This window comes from Streptomyces sp. HUAS 31, from assembly GCF_028198125.1.
Taxonomy (GTDB): domain Bacteria; phylum Actinomycetota; class Actinomycetes; order Streptomycetales; family Streptomycetaceae; genus Streptomyces; species Streptomyces chartreusis.
In genome coordinates this window covers 8,995,520-9,011,969 of record NZ_CP116353.1, presented here as the reverse complement: position 1 = coordinate 9,011,969, position 16,450 = coordinate 8,995,520, and the positions used below count along the sequence as shown (strand labels likewise).

12 protein-coding genes are annotated in these 16,450 nt (G+C 71.6%); 4 read left to right on the top strand and 8 right to left on the bottom strand.

Going from position 1 to position 16,450, the window contains the following annotated elements; translation table 11 throughout:
* Nucleotides 1–73: 73 nt before the first annotated feature.
* On the bottom strand, nucleotides 74–2,317 hold the full coding sequence (locus PGH47_RS39225; RefSeq protein ID WP_271667423.1) for a glycoside hydrolase family 9 protein: 2,244 nt from the start codon (nucleotides 2,315–2,317) through the stop codon (nucleotides 74–76).
* Between the two features lie 191 nt (nucleotides 2,318–2,508).
* The gene (locus PGH47_RS39220) at nucleotides 2,509–5,607 is read right to left on the bottom strand and encodes a glycoside hydrolase family 2 TIM barrel-domain containing protein (RefSeq protein WP_271667422.1); all 3,099 of its coding nucleotides are present in this window, start codon (nucleotides 5,605–5,607) and stop codon (nucleotides 2,509–2,511) included.
* A gap of 190 nt (nucleotides 5,608–5,797) precedes the next feature.
* On the opposite strand from PGH47_RS39220, the gene PGH47_RS39215 reads away from it, so the two are divergent.
* A complete protein-coding gene (locus PGH47_RS39215; RefSeq protein ID WP_271667421.1) occupies nucleotides 5,798–8,197 on the top strand; it encodes a SpoIIE family protein phosphatase in 2,400 nt (799 codons plus the stop codon).
* A 33-nt stretch (nucleotides 8,198–8,230) separates the two neighbouring features.
* Nucleotides 8,231–8,917: a DUF4232 domain-containing protein gene (locus PGH47_RS39210; protein WP_271667420.1), complete on the top strand. Its 687-nt coding sequence runs from the start codon at nucleotides 8,231–8,233 to the stop codon at nucleotides 8,915–8,917.
* 9 nt (nucleotides 8,918–8,926) lie between these two features.
* Here the strand turns inward: PGH47_RS39210 and PGH47_RS39205 are convergent, their stop codons facing one another.
* Both PGH47_RS39205 and PGH47_RS39200 read right to left on the bottom strand, forming a co-directional pair.
* Nucleotides 8,927–11,191 (bottom strand): ricin-type beta-trefoil lectin domain protein, encoded by a 2,265-nt coding sequence (locus PGH47_RS39205; protein WP_271667419.1) that lies wholly within the window; start codon nucleotides 11,189–11,191, stop codon nucleotides 8,927–8,929.
* Nucleotides 11,192–11,535: 344 nt separating this feature from the next.
* Nucleotides 11,536–12,459 (bottom strand): helix-turn-helix domain-containing protein, encoded by a 924-nt coding sequence (locus tag PGH47_RS39200; protein ID WP_271667418.1) that lies wholly within the window; start codon nucleotides 12,457–12,459, stop codon nucleotides 11,536–11,538.
* A gap of 63 nt (nucleotides 12,460–12,522) precedes the next feature.
* On the opposite strand from PGH47_RS39200, the gene PGH47_RS39195 reads away from it, so the two are divergent.
* Nucleotides 12,523–13,344 carry a phytanoyl-CoA dioxygenase family protein gene (locus tag PGH47_RS39195; RefSeq protein WP_271667417.1) on the top strand — a complete coding sequence of 274 codons (822 nt, stop codon included), beginning with the start codon at nucleotides 12,523–12,525 and terminating at the stop codon, nucleotides 13,342–13,344.
* Nucleotides 13,345–13,348: 4 nt separating this feature from the next.
* Here the strand turns inward: PGH47_RS39195 and PGH47_RS39190 are convergent, their stop codons facing one another.
* The 3 genes from PGH47_RS39190 to PGH47_RS39180 form a co-directional block, all read right to left on the bottom strand.
* Nucleotides 13,349–14,317 (bottom strand): aldo/keto reductase, encoded by a 969-nt coding sequence (locus PGH47_RS39190; protein WP_271667416.1) that lies wholly within the window; start codon nucleotides 14,315–14,317, stop codon nucleotides 13,349–13,351.
* A gap of 98 nt (nucleotides 14,318–14,415) precedes the next feature.
* Nucleotides 14,416–14,961, bottom strand: a complete 546-nt coding sequence (locus PGH47_RS39185; RefSeq protein WP_271667415.1) for a flavoprotein — start codon at nucleotides 14,959–14,961, stop codon at nucleotides 14,416–14,418.
* Nucleotides 14,962–14,983: 22 nt separating this feature from the next.
* Nucleotides 14,984–15,442: a nuclear transport factor 2 family protein gene (locus PGH47_RS39180; protein WP_271667414.1), complete on the bottom strand. Its 459-nt coding sequence runs from the start codon at nucleotides 15,440–15,442 to the stop codon at nucleotides 14,984–14,986.
* A 108-nt stretch (nucleotides 15,443–15,550) separates the two neighbouring features.
* Here PGH47_RS39180 and PGH47_RS39175 point away from each other — a divergent pair, with 108 nt between their 5' ends.
* Entirely contained in the window at nucleotides 15,551–16,105 is a 555-nt protein-coding gene (locus PGH47_RS39175; protein WP_107906402.1) for a TetR/AcrR family transcriptional regulator, read from the top strand.
* 105 nt (nucleotides 16,106–16,210) lie between these two features.
* Here PGH47_RS39175 and PGH47_RS39170 read toward each other — a convergent pair whose 3' ends face one another.
* Nucleotides 16,211–16,441, bottom strand: coding sequence for a ferredoxin (locus PGH47_RS39170; RefSeq protein ID WP_443048599.1), 231 nt, complete (start codon nucleotides 16,439–16,441; stop codon nucleotides 16,211–16,213).
* Nucleotides 16,442–16,450 lie beyond the last annotated feature (9 nt).

Sequence of the window (16,450 nt, the reverse complement as noted above, 5' to 3'; positions counted from 1 at the left end):
CGGTCGTCGGGCGCAGGGAGGCCCGCCGCCGCACCGGCCGGCGGCGGGCCTCCCGTCCGTCACGGCCCCCTCCTCACCCCTGGTCGGCGACGAAGGAGGCCATGCGGGTCAGGGCGGAGTTCCAGTTGATCGTGTGCTCGTTCGTCGACCAGGACTGGATGTCGTCGATGTAGCAGAACTGGCCCACGCAGCCCTGGAGCTTGCTCTGTGCGTAGGGGTCCTGAATGCTCGAGTTCGGCCCGCCCGCAAGCGTGCCGGCCGGCGGGTTCGGCTGGCTCGGGTCGAGCTGGTGGGCGTACCAACGGGCATGCTGGTTGTGGGAGTTGACCTCGCCGTAGCCGGTCACGTACGAGATGTTCAGCGCGTTGCGCCCGAAGAGGTAGTCCATGCTCTGCACCGCGCCGTCCCGGTACTTCGAGGCCCCCGTGATGTCGTACGCGGTGGCGATGACGACGGCGTTGTGCAGGATCTGGTGGTTGGAACCCCAGTCGTAGAGGTTGCCGTCGGGTGCGTACGGCATCCCGTACGGCTGTGCCTTCAGCGTGGCCAGGTAGCGGTCGGCGCCCTTGACCACGGACTGGCGGACCTTGTCCCTGCCGGGGAGCCTGCTCGGCACGGTGGCCAGGTCCAGCCTGGCCGCGGCGGCCGTCCGGGCCCAGTCGTAGCCCAGGGCGCCGAAGACGTCGGCCGTGTGGACGGGCGAGTTCAGGACGTGGTCCGCGAACTCACGCTCCCCCGTGCTGAGATACAGCTCTGCCGCGGCCCAGTAGAACTCGTCGGTGACGTTGTCGTCGGCGTAGGTGCCGCCGCCGACGCCGTCGCTCTCGGAGGCGTACCGGTCGGGGTGCGCCAGCGCGGCCGACCATGCCTTGCGGGCGGCGGCCAGCGCCTTCGCCGCGAACTGCCTGTCGTACGGCTTGTACAGGCGCGCCGCCTGCGCGGCCGTCGCGGCTAGGTTCAGGGTCGCGGCGGTGGACGGCGGGTGCAGTTCACGCTTCTGCGGGTCGTCGCTCGGCAGCAGCGGCAGGCCGGTCCACTGCTCGTCGTGGATCTTGTGGTGCGCCATGCCGGCCAGTGGCCGGCCCTCCGGGACCTGCATCCTCAGCAGGAACTCCAGCTCCCAGCGGACCTCGTCCAGGATGTCGGGGACCTTGTTGCCGCTCTCCGGGATGGCGAGCGTGCCGTCGCCCAGCCGCTCCGACTCGCCGGTGCGGGCGAGCAGTTCGCGCTCGTAGGTGCTCAGCAGTTCCCACACGGAGATGCCGCCGTTGACGACGTACTTGCCGTGGTCGCCGGCGTCGTACCAGCCGCCGGTCACGTCGAGCGTGTAGTCGCACACGCCCGGCCGGCAGGGCACCGCGCCGTCGCCCCGGTTGGGTGCGACGTCCACGTGTCCGGCGGGACGGGCGTAGCCGGGGCGCAGGTCGTCGCGGATCGCGATGCCGCTGCGCTGCGTGTAGTAGTACTTCAGAGCGTCCAGTCGAAGCCGCTCGTACGCGGCCGTCCCGATGTCGAAGGGGCGGCTCGCCTCTCCGTCGGCGACGAGTGTGAAGTCCTTGCCCTGCTTGCGGTAGGCGCCGAAGTCGATGGAGTGGACGTTCTGCGCGGAGGAGGCGTCGGTGCCGCGCGGCACGGTCCAGCCGTGGGCGACGACGGTCCCGGCGGCGTTCTTGAGCTGCCAGGGCAGCTTGCCGCCGGCGCCGGTGACCAGCGTGGCGTTCTTCGGCCCGGCGGGCAGATAGGCGACCTGGTTCACCCGCACCCGCGGCCCGGTGTCGGGCTCGTACACCTCGGGCGGGACGCCGCCCAGCAGGGAGGCGTCGTCCATGCAGAACCGCCACGCGTCCGCACCGCCGCCGATCTGGAAGGCGACCTGACCCTGCGGGGTGTCGACGGGTGAGGTGAAGGTGTACGAGTAGGAGTTCCCGGAGACGCTCAGCTCCGGGGTGACCTCGAAGTAGGTGTCGTACGGCGCCGCCGACAGTCCGACGATCGCCCGCACGGTATGCCCCTCGGGCGAGCCGTTCGCGGTGAAGGAGAAGCGGTACGACTCGCCCTTCACCAGCGTGATGTCGTTCTGGCCGACGGCGGCGTCCCAGGGGTTGGCGGTGCCGCCGGGCACGTCGGCGCAGAGCTGCCCTTCGGACAGCCCCGCGGTGACGTTGCCGGTGGCCCACCACGGGTCTGTGGTGCTGTCGAACGTCCCGTTCTTGAGCTGCTCGACCTCTTCGGCGCCGGCGGGAGCCGCCGGAACTGCGGTGAGGCCTGCGGCCAGCAGGGCCGACAGGGTCAGCAGGGTGGTTCTGCGGCGTTTCACAGCTGGGCTCCTCGGGGGAGGTGCGGGGCACTCGCTGTGGGAGCGCTCCCAGATGCGGGTGCAGCCCATGGTTGTTGGCGACATGACAGTGCGTCAACGGTTCTGACGGTCGACCTTTTCGGGCGGCGCCGTCGTGGCTGGTCGCGCGGTTCCCCGCGCCCCTTCAGGGGCGCGGGTGAGCCCTGCGTCCGTCACGTGACCGGTGCCTCCAGCCTGCTGATGCGTATTGCCCCTCGTGCCTCCCCCGGATGAGCGCTGGTCAGGGTGAGTCGCAGCCGGGAGCCTCTTGTCGCCTCGAAGGTGACCACCGTCGGTGCGTCCGAGGTCGTGGCCCATTCCACAGCCGTCCCCTTCACCGGCACATACCTGCGGCCGTCCCACACCTCCGCCACGACCGACGCCGGCAGCGTGTGCGTGGCGTCCATCGTGAAGGAGACCTCCACCCGGTCCAGGTTCCGTGCCCGGCCGAAGTCCACCGAGACCCAGTCCTCCTGCCGGGCTCCGTCGAAGGCGGGCAGCAGGGCCGTGGCCGCCTTGGTGAAGCCGTTGGACCAGCCGGTGGCGGGGTCGCCGTCGAGCATCGCGGCCGGGAGGGTGTCCGGCCGCCCGGAGTAACTGGCGTTCGCGTGGGGGTAGTCCGGCGGCCTCGGGTGGTCGGGCTCGAACGCCTCGGCCGGGGTGAGTGCGGCCGACTTCGCGGGCGTCGTCCGCACGGTCAGGGAACCCGCCCGCAGGCCCTCGGCCCGTGCGGTCACCTTGAGGGTGCCGGCCTTCGTGCCGGAGCGGACGATGGCCAGCGCCTTGCCGTGGAAGGCCGTACGAGTACTGGCCTGGTAGCGCTCTGCGCTCTCCTGGCGCCCGTTGTCGAGCCCGGCGAGCGAGCCGCCCCGCACGTCGAAGGAGATCAGGTCCTCGGCGTCGGGCACCACGACACCGTGCGCGTCGACGATCTCGGCGGTCACGAAGAGCAGCGAACGGCCGTCTGCGGCAAGGGATTCGCGGTCGGCGGTGAGTCGCACGGACCTCGCCGGGCCGGCCGTGCGCAGCACGTCGGTGGCGACCGCCCTCCCGTCCCGGCGGGCCACCGCCTTCAACTCCCCCGGCCGGTACGGCACTCTCCAGGCGAGGTGGAGTTTGCCCGCGCTGCCGTTGGGGCTGGTGTAGCTGCCGGGATAGGGGCCGTCGGTGAAGGTCTTGTCGTCGCCGGTCGCCTCGGTGGTCTCCAGGTAGACCCGGCCGTCGACGGTCTTCTTGGTGTCGAAGGTGCGCGTGCCGAGGGACTTGCCGTTGAGGAACAGCTCGACGGTGTCGACATTGGAGTACGCCCACACCTCGACCGTGTCGCCCTCCGCGTGGTTCCAGGTCATCGGCAGCAGATGGACCATGGGTTCGCCGGTCCACTGACTCCGGAACAGGTAGTACATGTCCTTGGGGAAGCCGGCGGTGTCGACCGCGCCGAAGAAGGACGCCTTCACCGGGAAGACGTCGTACGGCGTGGGCTCGCCGATGTAGTCGATGCCCGACCACAGGAACTGCCCGGTGAACCACTTCCGGTCGCGGTCCTTCTTGTGGCCGTACTCGCCGCTCATGGTCCAGGAGGCGAGGTTGTTGTCGTACGACGAGGTGGCCCTGCGGCCGGGCGTGTGGTTCTCGCCGGTGTTGAGACGCTCGGGCTCCTGGTAGGCGCCGCGCGTGGAGGTCTCGGAGGACGACTCGGACTCGAAGAGGAAGAGGTGCGGGTAGGCGGCGTGCAGTTGGTCCACCGATCCCGCGGTGTTGTAGTTCAGGCCGAGGCCGTCCAGCTTGGCCAGCATCAGGTCGGCCGCCGAACCCTTGGCGGGCAGCCGGCGGTACTTGTCGGAGCCGATGACCAGGGGGCGGGTGTCGTCGGCGGCCCGGATGGCGTCGGTGATCCGGTCAGCCATGGCGAGCCCGGCGGTGGAGGTGGAGTCGGGGACCTCGTTGCCGATGGACCACATGAGGACGGCGGGCGAGTTGCGGGCCGCCAGCACCATCTCGGTGGCGTCCCGCTCGGCCCACTCGTCGAAGAAGCGGCCGTAGTCGTAGCGCGTCTTGCCGGTCCGCCAGCAGTCGAACGCCTCGACCAGCATCACGATGCCGAGTTCCTCGCAGACCTGGACGATCTCCGGCGAGGGCGGGTTGTGGGAGGTGCGGAAGGCGTTGACGCCCATCGACTTCATGATGGTCATCTGCCGCCGGATCGCGTCGACGTTCACGGCGGCGCCCAGGGCGCCGAGGTCGTGGTGCAGGTCGACGCCCTTGATCTTGTGGTGGACCCCGTTGAGGTGGAAACCCTCGTCCGGGTCGAAGCGGAAGGTGCGGAAGCCGAAGCCCGTGCGGTGGGTGTCGGTCGCCCGGCCGCCGACGCGCAGCTCGGTGTCGAGGGTGTAGCGGTGGTGCGGGGTGCCGAGGTCCCACGCCTTAGGTGCGGGGACGGTGAGTTCATGGGTCTCGGTCGCCCTGTCGGTGACGGCGACCGTGGAGGACGTACGGGCGACGGTACGGCCCCGGGGATCGACGATCCGCGAGACGACCTCGACGTCGGTGCCGACGCCGGAGGCGTTCACCACGGACGTCCGTACCCTGACGAGGCCGCGGTCCTCGGTGAACTCCGGTGTGGTGACGTACGTCCCCCAGCGCTCCACGTGCACCGGCTCGGTGACGACGAGGCGGGCCTCGCGGTAGATGCCGCTGCCCGAGTACCACCGGCTGCTGGGCAGTCGGTTCTGCACCTTGACCGCGAGGACGTTCTCGGTACTGCCATCGGTGTGCAGCAGATCGGTGAGGTCGAGGGCGAAGCCGGTGTAGCCGTAGGGGTGATGGCCGGCCTCCGTGCCGTTGCAGTGGACGTACGCGTCCATGTAGACGCCGTCGAACTCCACCGATATCCGCTTGCCCGCGAGGGCGGCAGGCAGAGTGAAGGCCACGCGGTACCAGCCGAGGCCGCCGGGGAAGAAGCCGGTGCCGCTGGTGGTGCCGTGCTCGGTGGTCGGGGCGAGCTCGATGCTCCAGTCGTGCGGCACCGCCACCTCCCGCCAGCCCGAGTCGTCGTAGGCGGGGTCGGCCGCTTCGGCGAAGGCGCCGGTCGGATCGGTGATGCCGCCCGGGTTCACCAGGGCGAAGCGCCAGCCGTCACGCAGCGGGACGGTGCGCCGGCCGGACGCGGCACCGGAGCCCTCCGCGGCCCGTGCCGTCGGGATGCCCGCCAGCACTCCGGCCGCCGGGGCGGCCGTGGAGGCGAGCAGTAACGATCTTCTGGAGACTGTCATGGCGGCTCCCCCTCATCAGGGCGCAGAAGCACTCAGAATTGATCGCGAACAAACAGATTCTGACGCCGTGGCGTGCGGAGCAGTCAAGAGTGCGGTCACGGGTTCGCTCCGTGAACGGCGCCGAAGCACTAGGCTGGGACCCGATTGAGCACGCTTGTTCACCGTGTGTGTGCGCGTTGGAGTGGCGACCATGAGCCCGGATTATCCGTTCGACGAGGCCGCGACGGCCCGGGCGGTCATCGACGACAGCGGCGTACTCGTGGAGTGGAACGCCGGTGCGGAGCGGCTGCTCGGGCACCCGGCGGAGGAGGTCGTGGGACGCCCGGCCGCGAGCCTGTTGGTCGGCGACGTCGACCGCCGGACCCTCGCCCCGGAAGGCGACCGCTGGGACGGTGTCGTCACACTGCGCCATCGCGACGGCGGCACGGTCGCCGTGTGGCTGCTCGCCCATCGCGTACGGCCCCAGGAGAACGGCCCCGAGCACTGGCTCGTGGTCACGCCGATCGAGGGCGACGACCCGCGTCCGCCCGGAGATCCGCTGGAGGACGTGGGGCTGCTCGCGTCCCCCTGCGCCATCGCGATCTACGACGACCGGCTCCGGCTGCGCAGAATCAACAACGTCATGGCCGAGGTCCTCAGCCTCTCCGAGGAGAACGTGCGCGGGCTGCGGTCGAGCGAACTGACCGGCCGGCCGCAGAGCCACGACATCGAGCGACAGCTCCTGCGCGTCCTCACCACGGGCCGGGGCACCGACGTACGGACGTACATCCCCGTCGGCGGCGACAGGACCCATGCCTGGCTGGCCCGGATGGCGCCGATCACCGACGCCAAGGGGCGGGTGCACGGCGTGTCCGTCGCGGCCCACGACTTCACCGACCAGTACCTGGCCCAGGAGCGGCTCCAGCTGGTCAACGAGGCCAGTGTGCGCATCGGCACCACCCTCGACGTGACCCGCACCGCGCAGGAGCTGGCGGACGTCTGCGTCCCCGCCCTGGCCGACTTCGTCAGCGTCGATCTGCTGGACCCGCCGGAGCACGGCGGCGAGGCGCCCACCGGACGGCTGTCCGCACCGATCGGTCTGCGCCGGGCCGCGCACAGCTCCGTCAACCCTGGCAGCCCCGAGGCGGTGGTCAAGCCCGGCCATCTGGACGTGTATCCCACCCCGTCCCCCCAGGCCGACGCGCTGCTGGCGGGTCACACCATCGTGGCCGCGATGTCGACCGGGGACCTGGAGGAGTGGCTCGCCTGGGACCCGATCCGCTCGGAGCGGATCAGCGAGTACGGCATCCACACGACGATGTCCGTTCCGATCCAGGCCCGTGGCACCACGCTCGGCGTCGCCGTGCTCACCCGGTTCAAGAACCGGGTGCCGTTCACGCCCGACGACGCGCTGCTGGCCGAGGAGGTCACCGCTCGCGCGGCGGTCTGCATCGACAACGCCCGCCGTTACTCGCGCGAACGCGAGACCGCCCTCGCCCTCCAGCGCAGCCTGCTCCCGCGGACCCTGCCGCGCACGGCCGCGGTGGAAGCGGCGTCCCGCTATCTGCCGGCGGCGCGCTCCGGGGTGGGCGGTGACTGGTTCGACGTGATCCCGCTGTCCGGGATGCGGGTGGCGATGGTCGTCGGGGACGTCGTCGGGCACGGCATCCAGGCGTCGGCCACCATGGGGCGGCTGCGTACGGCGGTGCGCACCCTGGCCGACATCGACCTGGCGCCCGACGAGTTGCTCACCCACCTCGACGACCTGGTGGTGCGGCTGTCCGAGGAGGCGGGCACCGAGGCCGGGCCCGGCGAGGTCGGCGCCACCTGTCTGTACGCCGTGTACGACCCGGTCTCCCGGCGCTGCACGCTGGCCCGGGCCGGGCACCCCTCGCCCGTCATGGTCCCGCCCGGCGGCGAGCCGCAGGAGATCGAGCTGCCGGCCGGGCCGCCGCTGGGCCTCGGCGGGCTGCCGTTCGAGTCCGCCGAGATCGAACTGCGCGAGGGCACGGTGCTCGCCCTCTACACCGACGGGCTGATCGAGACCCGCGAGCGCGATGTCGACGCAAGCCACGCGCTGCTGTGCGACGCGCTGTCCTCCCCCTCCGGGTCCTCCCCCTCCGAGTCGCTGAACGAGACCTGCGACCGCGTCCTGCACGCCCTGCTCCCGCCCGGCGGCGTCGCGGACGACGTGGCTCTGCTACTGGCCCGCACCCAGGGCCTGCCCACCTCCAGGGTGGCGACCTGGCACATCCCGGCCGACCCGGCGCTCGTCGCGCCCATCCGCAAGCAGGTCGTGGAGCAACTGGAGGTCTGGGACCTGAGCATGGCTTCCTTCACCGCCGAGCTGGTGGTGAGCGAGCTGGTCACGAACGCCATCCGCTACGGCACCCACCCCATCCGGCTCCGCCTGATCCACGACGCGGCGACGCTGATCTGCGAGGTGTCCGACACCAGCCACACGGCACCGCATCTGCGCCGCGCCAAGACCTTCGACGAGGGCGGCCGTGGACTGCTCCTGGTCGCCCAGCTGACCCAGCGCTGGGGCAGCAGGCACACCACGGACGGCAAGACCATCTGGGCGGAGATCGGGCTGCTCGCCGAGGAGTGAGTAGCCGCCCTCAAAAAGGGGGAGTCGTGATTCATGGGACCTGCACGGGTTTTCCCCTCATTACACCGGGCGACTCCCCTCGTCGGCGCCGTCGCGCTGCTGGGACTGCTCACGGCGTGCGGCGGGGGCGGTGACTCGACGGGCGCGGTACAGACCCCGGCCGGCACCGGCGGCACGGCGACTTCACCGGCCGCGACCGACACCGGGGGCCCGCCGACCGGGCCGGCCGCCAGCGAGCCGGCGACGACCGGGCCGCCGTCCGTCGACACCACCAGCCCCGCGACCCAGTCGGGCGGCCCCGGCACGCGCTGCCACAGCTCCCAGCTGCGCGCGTCGATCGGCCGTCCCAGTCCCGGCGCGGGACAGCGCAACTTCCCGATCGTGCTGACCAACGCCGGCGACCACACCTGCACCGTGCGGGGCTATCCCGGTGCCGCCTTCGTGGACGCCGCCGGCAAGCAGCTCGGCCCGGACCCGAAGCGCTCCCCCGACACACCCACGACCGTGACGCTGACGCCGGGCAGCAGCGCCTGGGCGGGGCTGACCTTCGCAAGTCCCGAGATCAGCGGGGCCCGTACGGCGCTGCCGAAGTCGCTGCTCGTGACGCCGCCCGACGAGCGGGATTCGCTGAAGGTGGCGTGGACGGCCGGTGAGGTGCCCGTCGCCGGGAACGAGTCGTCGGTGTTCCTGACGGTGGTGCAGCCGGGCACCGGGGGCTGATCCGTCCGCTCAGTGGTGGCCGCCGTGCCCCCAACCGCCGCCGTAACCGCCGCCCCCGTAGCCACCGCCGGACCAGCCGTCGTCGCCGTCGCCCCACGAGCAGGAGTACGGGTCGTCGTAACAGGAGTCGTCGGACGGCGACGCGCTCGCGGACCCCGGCTGCGTGGTCGACGGCGTCGCCGAGGGGGTCGGCGTGGCCTTGGGGGGCTTCGACGCCTCGGGAGTCGGAGTCGGGGCCGGCGTGGCCGTCTTCGGCGTCTCGGCGGCCGAGTCCCAGTTCACGACCGCGAGTTGGAGTTCGGTCTGCGACGTGTCGATGACCCAGTGCTGGGCGTCGCTCTCGTCCTCGCGGGTCTTGACGACCAGGGCGCCGGAGCCGTCGGTGGCGGCGGGGCTGAGGGCCAGGTCCTGGTCGAAGCGTGGCACCAGGGTGCCCTGGAGGGTGAAGTCGTAGCGGATGTTGTCCGTCTCGGAGTCGGGGATGCCCGTGCAGCGGGCGAGCCGCACCGAGTAGCCGAGGTGGGAGTCGAGGCAGAGGCCCGGGTCGGCGCCGCTGCGCATCAGTCCGTCGGTCTCGTACGACCACTGCTGGCCCGGTGCCGAGGAGCACTTGGCGAGTTCGGTCTCGGCGCCCTCCACGGCCTTCCCGTCGGCGATGCCGACGCACAGTCCCGAGCCGATGTTGTGCAGCCGGCCTCGCAGATCGCCCTTCGCGGCCTCGGCGGCGCCCGCCCAGGAGGGGTTCCTGGTGGCGGTGCCCGCACCGGAGTCGGGTGCCTCGGACGGCCGGTCGCCGGCCGCGGCCGAGGAGTCGTCGCCGGATCCGGCGACGGACCAGATGACCAACGGCAGGACCACGAGGGCGCTGACGGTCGCGACGGCGGCGGTGAGGTTGCGGCGCCGGGCGGCCCGGCGGGCGGCCTTGAGGGCCGCGCGACCGGTACAGGTGCGGGCGGTGCCGGCGGCAGGGCCGGTGGACGTGCCCGACTCGTTCCGACGGGCTGCACGGCGGGACCTGCGGGGGCCGGGCTCCGCGGGTGCGGAGACGGAGTCGGCGGCGAACGGCTGGTTCCCGGTCGCCTGGTCGGCGGGAGCGGAGAAGGCCTCGTTCGCAGAGGCGGCGAAGGGCCGGCTCGTGGGGGCGGACGCCTCGCGCGCGGGCGCGAACTCCCCGGCGGCGAAGGGGTCGCCGGCGTCGCTGAAGTTCTCGGCCGCGGGGGCGAAGGACTCGGCCGACGGGACGAAGGCGTCGCCCGCAGGGGCGAAGTTCTCGGTCGCGGGCGCAAAGGACTCGGCCGCCGGAGCGGGCGCGTGGCGCGGTCGTGCGGGGATGGGGGCGGGGGCGTCGGCGAAGAAGGACTCACCCGCGATCATCGTCTTCGCAGCCGCTGCCGACGTCGGAACCGGCGGCGCCATCGACTCGGCCTCGGCCGTCCCGTCCGCCAGGCTCGCCCTCTTCACGAGGTAGTCCCGCGCGCCCCAGCCGAGCACCGCCTCGGCCAGCGCGACGCCGAGTCCCTCGTTGAAGAAGGTGAGCTGGCAGGCGGTGTCGCTGCAGTGCGCGCAGCGGTTGAGGTGCCCGCGCAGATCGGGGTCGACGTCGACGCCGCCCCGCCGGTAGGTCACGTCCAGCATCCGCAGGTACTGGCGGCACTCCTGCTCGGGGGCGAGCTCGCGGTGGACCTGGAGGCACTCCTCGCGCAACCGGTCGCAGGCACGGGCGAGTTCGAGGCGTGCGGACTCCTCGTCGAGGCCGAGCAGTCCGGCCGGCACCGACAGCGGCTCGGCCTCGACCTCGGTGTGCCAGAGCAGACAGCGGGCCGCCTGGGGGAGCCGCTGGAAGGCGCCCGACAGCAGCCTGCGGTCCGCCGGCGGCAGCAGCCGGGCGGCGACGCGCTCCGCGCCCTCCCCCTCGGATCTCAGCGCGGGGTGAAGCAGCTCCCGTCTGCGGTCGTTGTCCCACTCCGCCGCGATACGGCGCACGGTGACGAGCAGTCGGGGGCGCCAGGCGGCCGTCGGGCCGGTCTGCCGCAGGGTCTCGCCGAAGAGTCTGGTGAACGCCGCGGTGGTGAGCATGCCCGCCGACCGGGCGTCCGCCGTGCACAGCCGCGCGTAGGCGAAGCCCGCTTCCCAGTGCCGGTCGAGAAGTTCACCGACCGGGTGCAGCGCCGGCGACACCCCCGTCCACTTCTTGAGTTCGGCGCTCAGTTGAGCGTCCGTTACTTCAAAGATGCGGGCGTCGTATGGGGAATTCGACAGGCCTGCGTCATGCACGGCGGCATTCCTCCGGAGGGCATGCGGCATTGAAGGTCCGTACCAAGGGGTATGCTCCGGACACAGCTTGTGTGAACCTTGGGGCTTAAGGGAGCGAGGCACACCTTTGCACAGGTCAGGGGCAGAGAACAAGCGGCTCCGGTTTTTGTGCATTGCGTGCGGGCCGATCGCTATTTGACGACTGGTCAATAGCGCGCCCCGATCATTACGAAATACCGCCGAAGCAATTGGAAACGGTATTCACTCATCGCGTCCCGAACCCCGGGACAAACCATTGAACAGCCGCGTTTCCACTTTCATGCCTGGTCATGCGGACGTATCCGCCTTCACCAGGCCTTCACAAGTCACGTGCCAACCATTGGACCGCCCGACCGGTACGCCCCCGGCGGCCTTCCGTACCGTTCCCGGAACGCCCGGTTGAAGTGATAGGGGCTGGCGAACCCGGAAGCGGCCGCGACGCGGTCCACGGAGAGCCCGGTGGTCTCCAGCAGCCGGGCGGCATGTCGCAGTCGCGCCTCGCGCAGCGCGCGCATCGGCGACCGGCCGACCTGCCCGGTGAAGAGATGGGCGAACCGCGAGGGCGAGAGCGTCACGTGTCCCGCGAGCGAGCGCACGGTGTGCGGAGCGGCCGGGTCCGCGTCGATCAGCGCCTGTGCCCGGCGCACCCGGGGGTCGACTCCGGGGTGGGCCGGCACGGGCCGTGCGGTGCCGGCGGTGAGCAGGACGACTTCTTCCAGCGAGCACAGGGCGAGTTCGCGGGCCGCGGTGCCATGGGCCACGGCGACCGGCTCCTCCCCCGGCGCCGGTGCGGGGGGCGCGTCCGTGCCGGTCCAGCGGGCGTCCGCGAGCATCCGGCGGAACGCGGCTTCGACGCGGCCGTGCACGGCGTCCGGCGTCGGCGTGACGACGTACAGCCCCTCACCGACGTCGTACGGGCTCAGCCACGATCGCCAGGTGGGGCGGGCCTGGCAGTGCGCCCACCAGAACTCCCAGTGGGGCGCGCCCTGTTGGACCCCGTAGCCGTGCGGCACCCCCGGAGCGAGCACCACGAGGTCCCCCGCCCCGGCCCGCGCCTCGGTGCTGCCGTGGCGCAGCCGCCCACTCCCGCCGGTGGTCCAGGTGAACAGCCAGCTGTCCGCGCCGCGCGGCCTCTCGACCCGGTACCCCGGCGGCTGGTCGTAGTGCCCGACCACGACCAGGCCGGGCGACGGGGCGGGGTCACCGGACCCGGCAGCAGTCTCGGGCAATCCGTCAGCGCTCACGGTCATCCTCCTGGATCGGGCCTCGGCCTAGCGTGACAGGCACAGGACACCAGATGGAGGAGTGGACGCATGACAGTCACGGACATCGGCGCCGCCGGCGCTCCCATCCTGCCCGAGGCCGGACTCCGCCAGTTCCGGGAGGAGGGCTTCACCGTCGTGCGCGGACTGTTCGGGTACGACGAGATCGACCGGCTGTGCGAGCGGTTCACGGCGCTGCACGCGGCCGGGCCGGTGGCCGGGCACTTCGAGCCCCGGCCGGAGCAGAGTGATCCGCTGCGGGTGTACCCGCGGGTGATGCAGCCGCACGAGATCGACGAGCTGTCGCTGGCGGTGCTGCTCGATCCCCGGCTGCACGGCGCGCTGGAGGAGCTCCTCGGGGAGGAGGTGCTGGCCGCGCAGAGCATGTTCTACTTCAAGCCGCCGGGCGCCCGGGGCCAGGCGCTGCACCAGGACAACTTCTATCTGCGGGTCGAGCCGGGCACGTGCGTGGCGGCCTGGATCGCGTGCGATGTGATCGACCGGGACAACGGCGGTCTTGAGGTCGTCCCCGGCACACATGCGATGGACCTGTTCTGCCCGGAGGTGGCGGACGTCGAGGTGTCCTTCGCGCGTGAGTACGTCGCACCGCCTCCCGGTCTGGAGGCGGTGCCCGTCGACATGCGGCCGGGGGACGTGCTGTTCTTCAACGGCAGTCTGGTGCACGGGTCGCAGCCCAACCGTACTCAGGACCGCTTCCGCCGCTCTTTCATCGGTCACTACGTGGGGCGTTCGGCCGAGCGGATCGGGGAGTACTACCGGACGGTGTCGATGAGCGGCGACCGGGTGCCGCTGGCCGAGAGCGAGGGTGCGGGACCGTGCGGCACCGAGTTCGCGCCGCCCGGGCCCCACTAGTGCTTCAGTGGCCGATGACCGGATGGGGAGCGTAGGACCGCTCCAGCTCCGCCAACTCCTTCTCGCTCAGCTCCAGTTCGACGGCTGCCGCAGCGTCCTCGATGTGCCGCGGCCGGCCGGCGCCGATGATCGGGGCGGTCACGGTGTCCTGGTGCAGCAGCCAGGCCAGGGCGACCTGGGCGCGCGGGACACCGCGTTCGCTCGCGACGCGGGTGACGGCCTCGACGACCACCCGGTCGCTGTCGACGTACAGACGGCTGCCGAAGTCGTCATTGGCGCTGCGGTCGGTGACCGTGCCCCAGTCCCGGGTGAGCCGGCCGCGGGCCAGCGGGCTCCACGGCAGGATGCCGACGCCCTGGTCGGCGCAGAGCGGCAGCATCTCGCGCTCCTCCTCGCGGTAGAGAAGGTTGTAGTAGTTCTGCATCGAGACGAACTTCGTCCAGCCGTGCCGCTCGGCGGTGTACTGCATCTTGGAGAACTGCCACGCGTACATCGAACTCGCCCCGATGTGGCGCACCTTGCCCGCCTTCACCAGGTCGTGCAGCGCCTCCATCGTCTCCTCGACCGGGGTGTGGGGGTCGAAGCGGTGGATCTGGTACAGGTCGACGTAGTCGGTGCCGAGGCGGGCGAGGCTGTGGTCGATCTCCGTCATGATCGCCTTGCGGGAGAGTCCGGCGCCGTTGGGGCCCGGCCGCATCCGGCCGTTGACCTTCGTCGCGAGCACGATCTCGTCCCGGCTCGCGAAGTCGCGCAGCGCCTTGCCGACGATCTCCTCGCTGGTGCCGTCGGAGTAGACGTTGGCGGTGTCGAAGAAGTTGATCCCGGCGTCCAGCGCCTGGCGGATCAGCGGCCGCGACGCCTCCTCGTCGAGGGTCCACTCGTGCGCGCCGCGGTCGGGGAGCCCGTAGGTCATGCAACCCAGACAGATCCGCGAGACGTCCAGGCCCGTCGAACCGAGCTTCACGTACTGCATCGTTGCTGCTCCTGCCTTCGGGGTGGGGTACCAGGGGGAGCGTACGTCTTGGTGCGCGCTCCGGGCCGGTTCGCTGCCCGGGGCCGCACCGGTTCTCGTCAGCCGGCGTCCGCGTCGCGCTCCAGCAGGTCCAGCGCGCGTTCCCAGCCGAACTCCGGTCGTCCGCCGCCCTCCCCGGGCTCGCCGGTGTACGGCTCCCCGAAGCGCACGCCCATCCCGCGCAGCCGTATCAGGCTGTCGCCGTAGGCGGGGTGGGCCGCGAGGGCGTCGGCGACGCAGGGCAGGACCGCGATCGGCACGCCGAGGCCGTACGCCTCGCACAGGGTGCCCAGGGCGAGGGTGTCGGAGATGCCGGCGGCCCACTTGTTGATCGTGTTGAAGGTGGCCGGGGCGACGACGACGGCGTCCGGCGGCGGGAAGGGGCGCGGCTCGGCGGGGGTGCGCCACGCCGAGCGGATCGGGCGTCCGGTCAGGGCCTCGACCGCGACGGTGTCGAAGAAGCCGTTCATGGCGACCGGGGTCGCGATGACCCCGGTCTCCCAGTCCCGCTCCTGCGCGGCGCTGATCAGTTTGCTGACGTCCGCGGCGATCCCCGCGGCGCAGACGACGACGTAGAGGAAGGGTTTCCGGGCCTGTTCGGTCACCCGGGAACCCTACTCAACGGGCCTAGCGCACCGGGAAGGCGAGCCCGCGCTCGTTCTCCGGCCGGGGGCCGAGGATGCGGCGCTCCTTCTCCTCGATCGGCACGTCGTTGATGCTCGCCTCACGACGGGTCATCAGGCCGTGCTCGTCGAACTCCCACAGCTCGTTGCCGTAGGAGCGCCACCACTGGCCGTCGGCGTCCCGGCACTCGTACTGGAAGCGGACCGCGATGCGGTTGCCGTCGAAGGCCCACAGGTCCTTGCGCAGCGCGTACTCCTGCTCGCGCGCCCACTTCGCGGTGAGGAGCTCGACGATCCCGGCGCGGCCGGTGACGAAGGTGTCGCGGTTGCGCCACACGGAGTCCTCCGAGTAGGCGAGCGACACCTTGTGCGGGTCGCGGGTGTTCCAGGCGTCCTCGGCAGCCTGCACCTTCTGCACGGCGGTCTCGTGGGTGAACGGGGGCAGGGGCGGGCGGTCGGTCATGTCTTCCTCCGGGCCGTATCGGCGGTGAGCGTGCGGGAGAACGTGCGTTCTCCGGTTGGCTGCTACCGTAGGAGAACGCACGTTCTCACGTCAAGGAGAGGCCCCCACATGGACAGCGCAACCGCCCGGGAGCAGGCACTGGACGCAGCGGAGGGGCTGTTCTACGGGCGCGGCATCCAGTCCGTCGGCATGGACGACATCCGGGGCGCTTCAGGTGTCTCGCTCAAGCGGCTCTATCAGCTCTTCCCGGCGAAGGAGCAGCTGGTCGAGGCGTATCTGGAGCGGCGCGACGTGCGCTGGCGCGGCGGGCTCGCCGCGTACGCGGAGCAGCAGCCGGACCCCGAGCGGCGGATCCTCGCCGTCTTCGACTGGCTGGAGGAGTGGTTCGCCGAGGAGGACTTCCGCGGCTGCGCCTGGATCAACTCCTACGGCGAGCTGGGCGCGCGCTCGGAGCGGGTGGCGAACCAGGTCCGGGCGCACAAGCGGGCGTTCCGCGATTACCTCGCCGCGCTGGTGGCCGACGCCGGACTGCCCGGCGCCCTGACCGGGCCGCTGTACCTGCTGGCCGAGGGCGCGATGGTCACGGCCGGGATAACGGGTGACACGCGCCCGGCGGGCGAGGCGCGGGAGGCGGCGCGGACTCTGCTGGCGGCGGCGCGCTGAGCGGGCGGGACCTGCGTCAAGCGGGCCGGCCCGCGGCACCGCCGGTGGGCGGGCCCCGGTGCGGACCCGCCCACGGATGCGGGCGTACGACGTGGCCGCCCGGCGTCAACTCCCCTCTGTGGAAACGGTGATGGCGCTGACCGGGCAGGCCCGGGCGGCCTCCCGCACCATGGGGTCGCCGCCGCCGTCCTCCCGGCCGGGGAGCAGGGCGCTGAAGCCGTCGTCGTCCTGGGTGAACACGGACGGGGCGGCCAGGGCGCACTGGCCGGCGCCCACGCAGACGTCGTGGTTGATGTCGATGTAGATATGGCCTGATTCGTGCGTTTCGTTGTCCATGACCGGAGC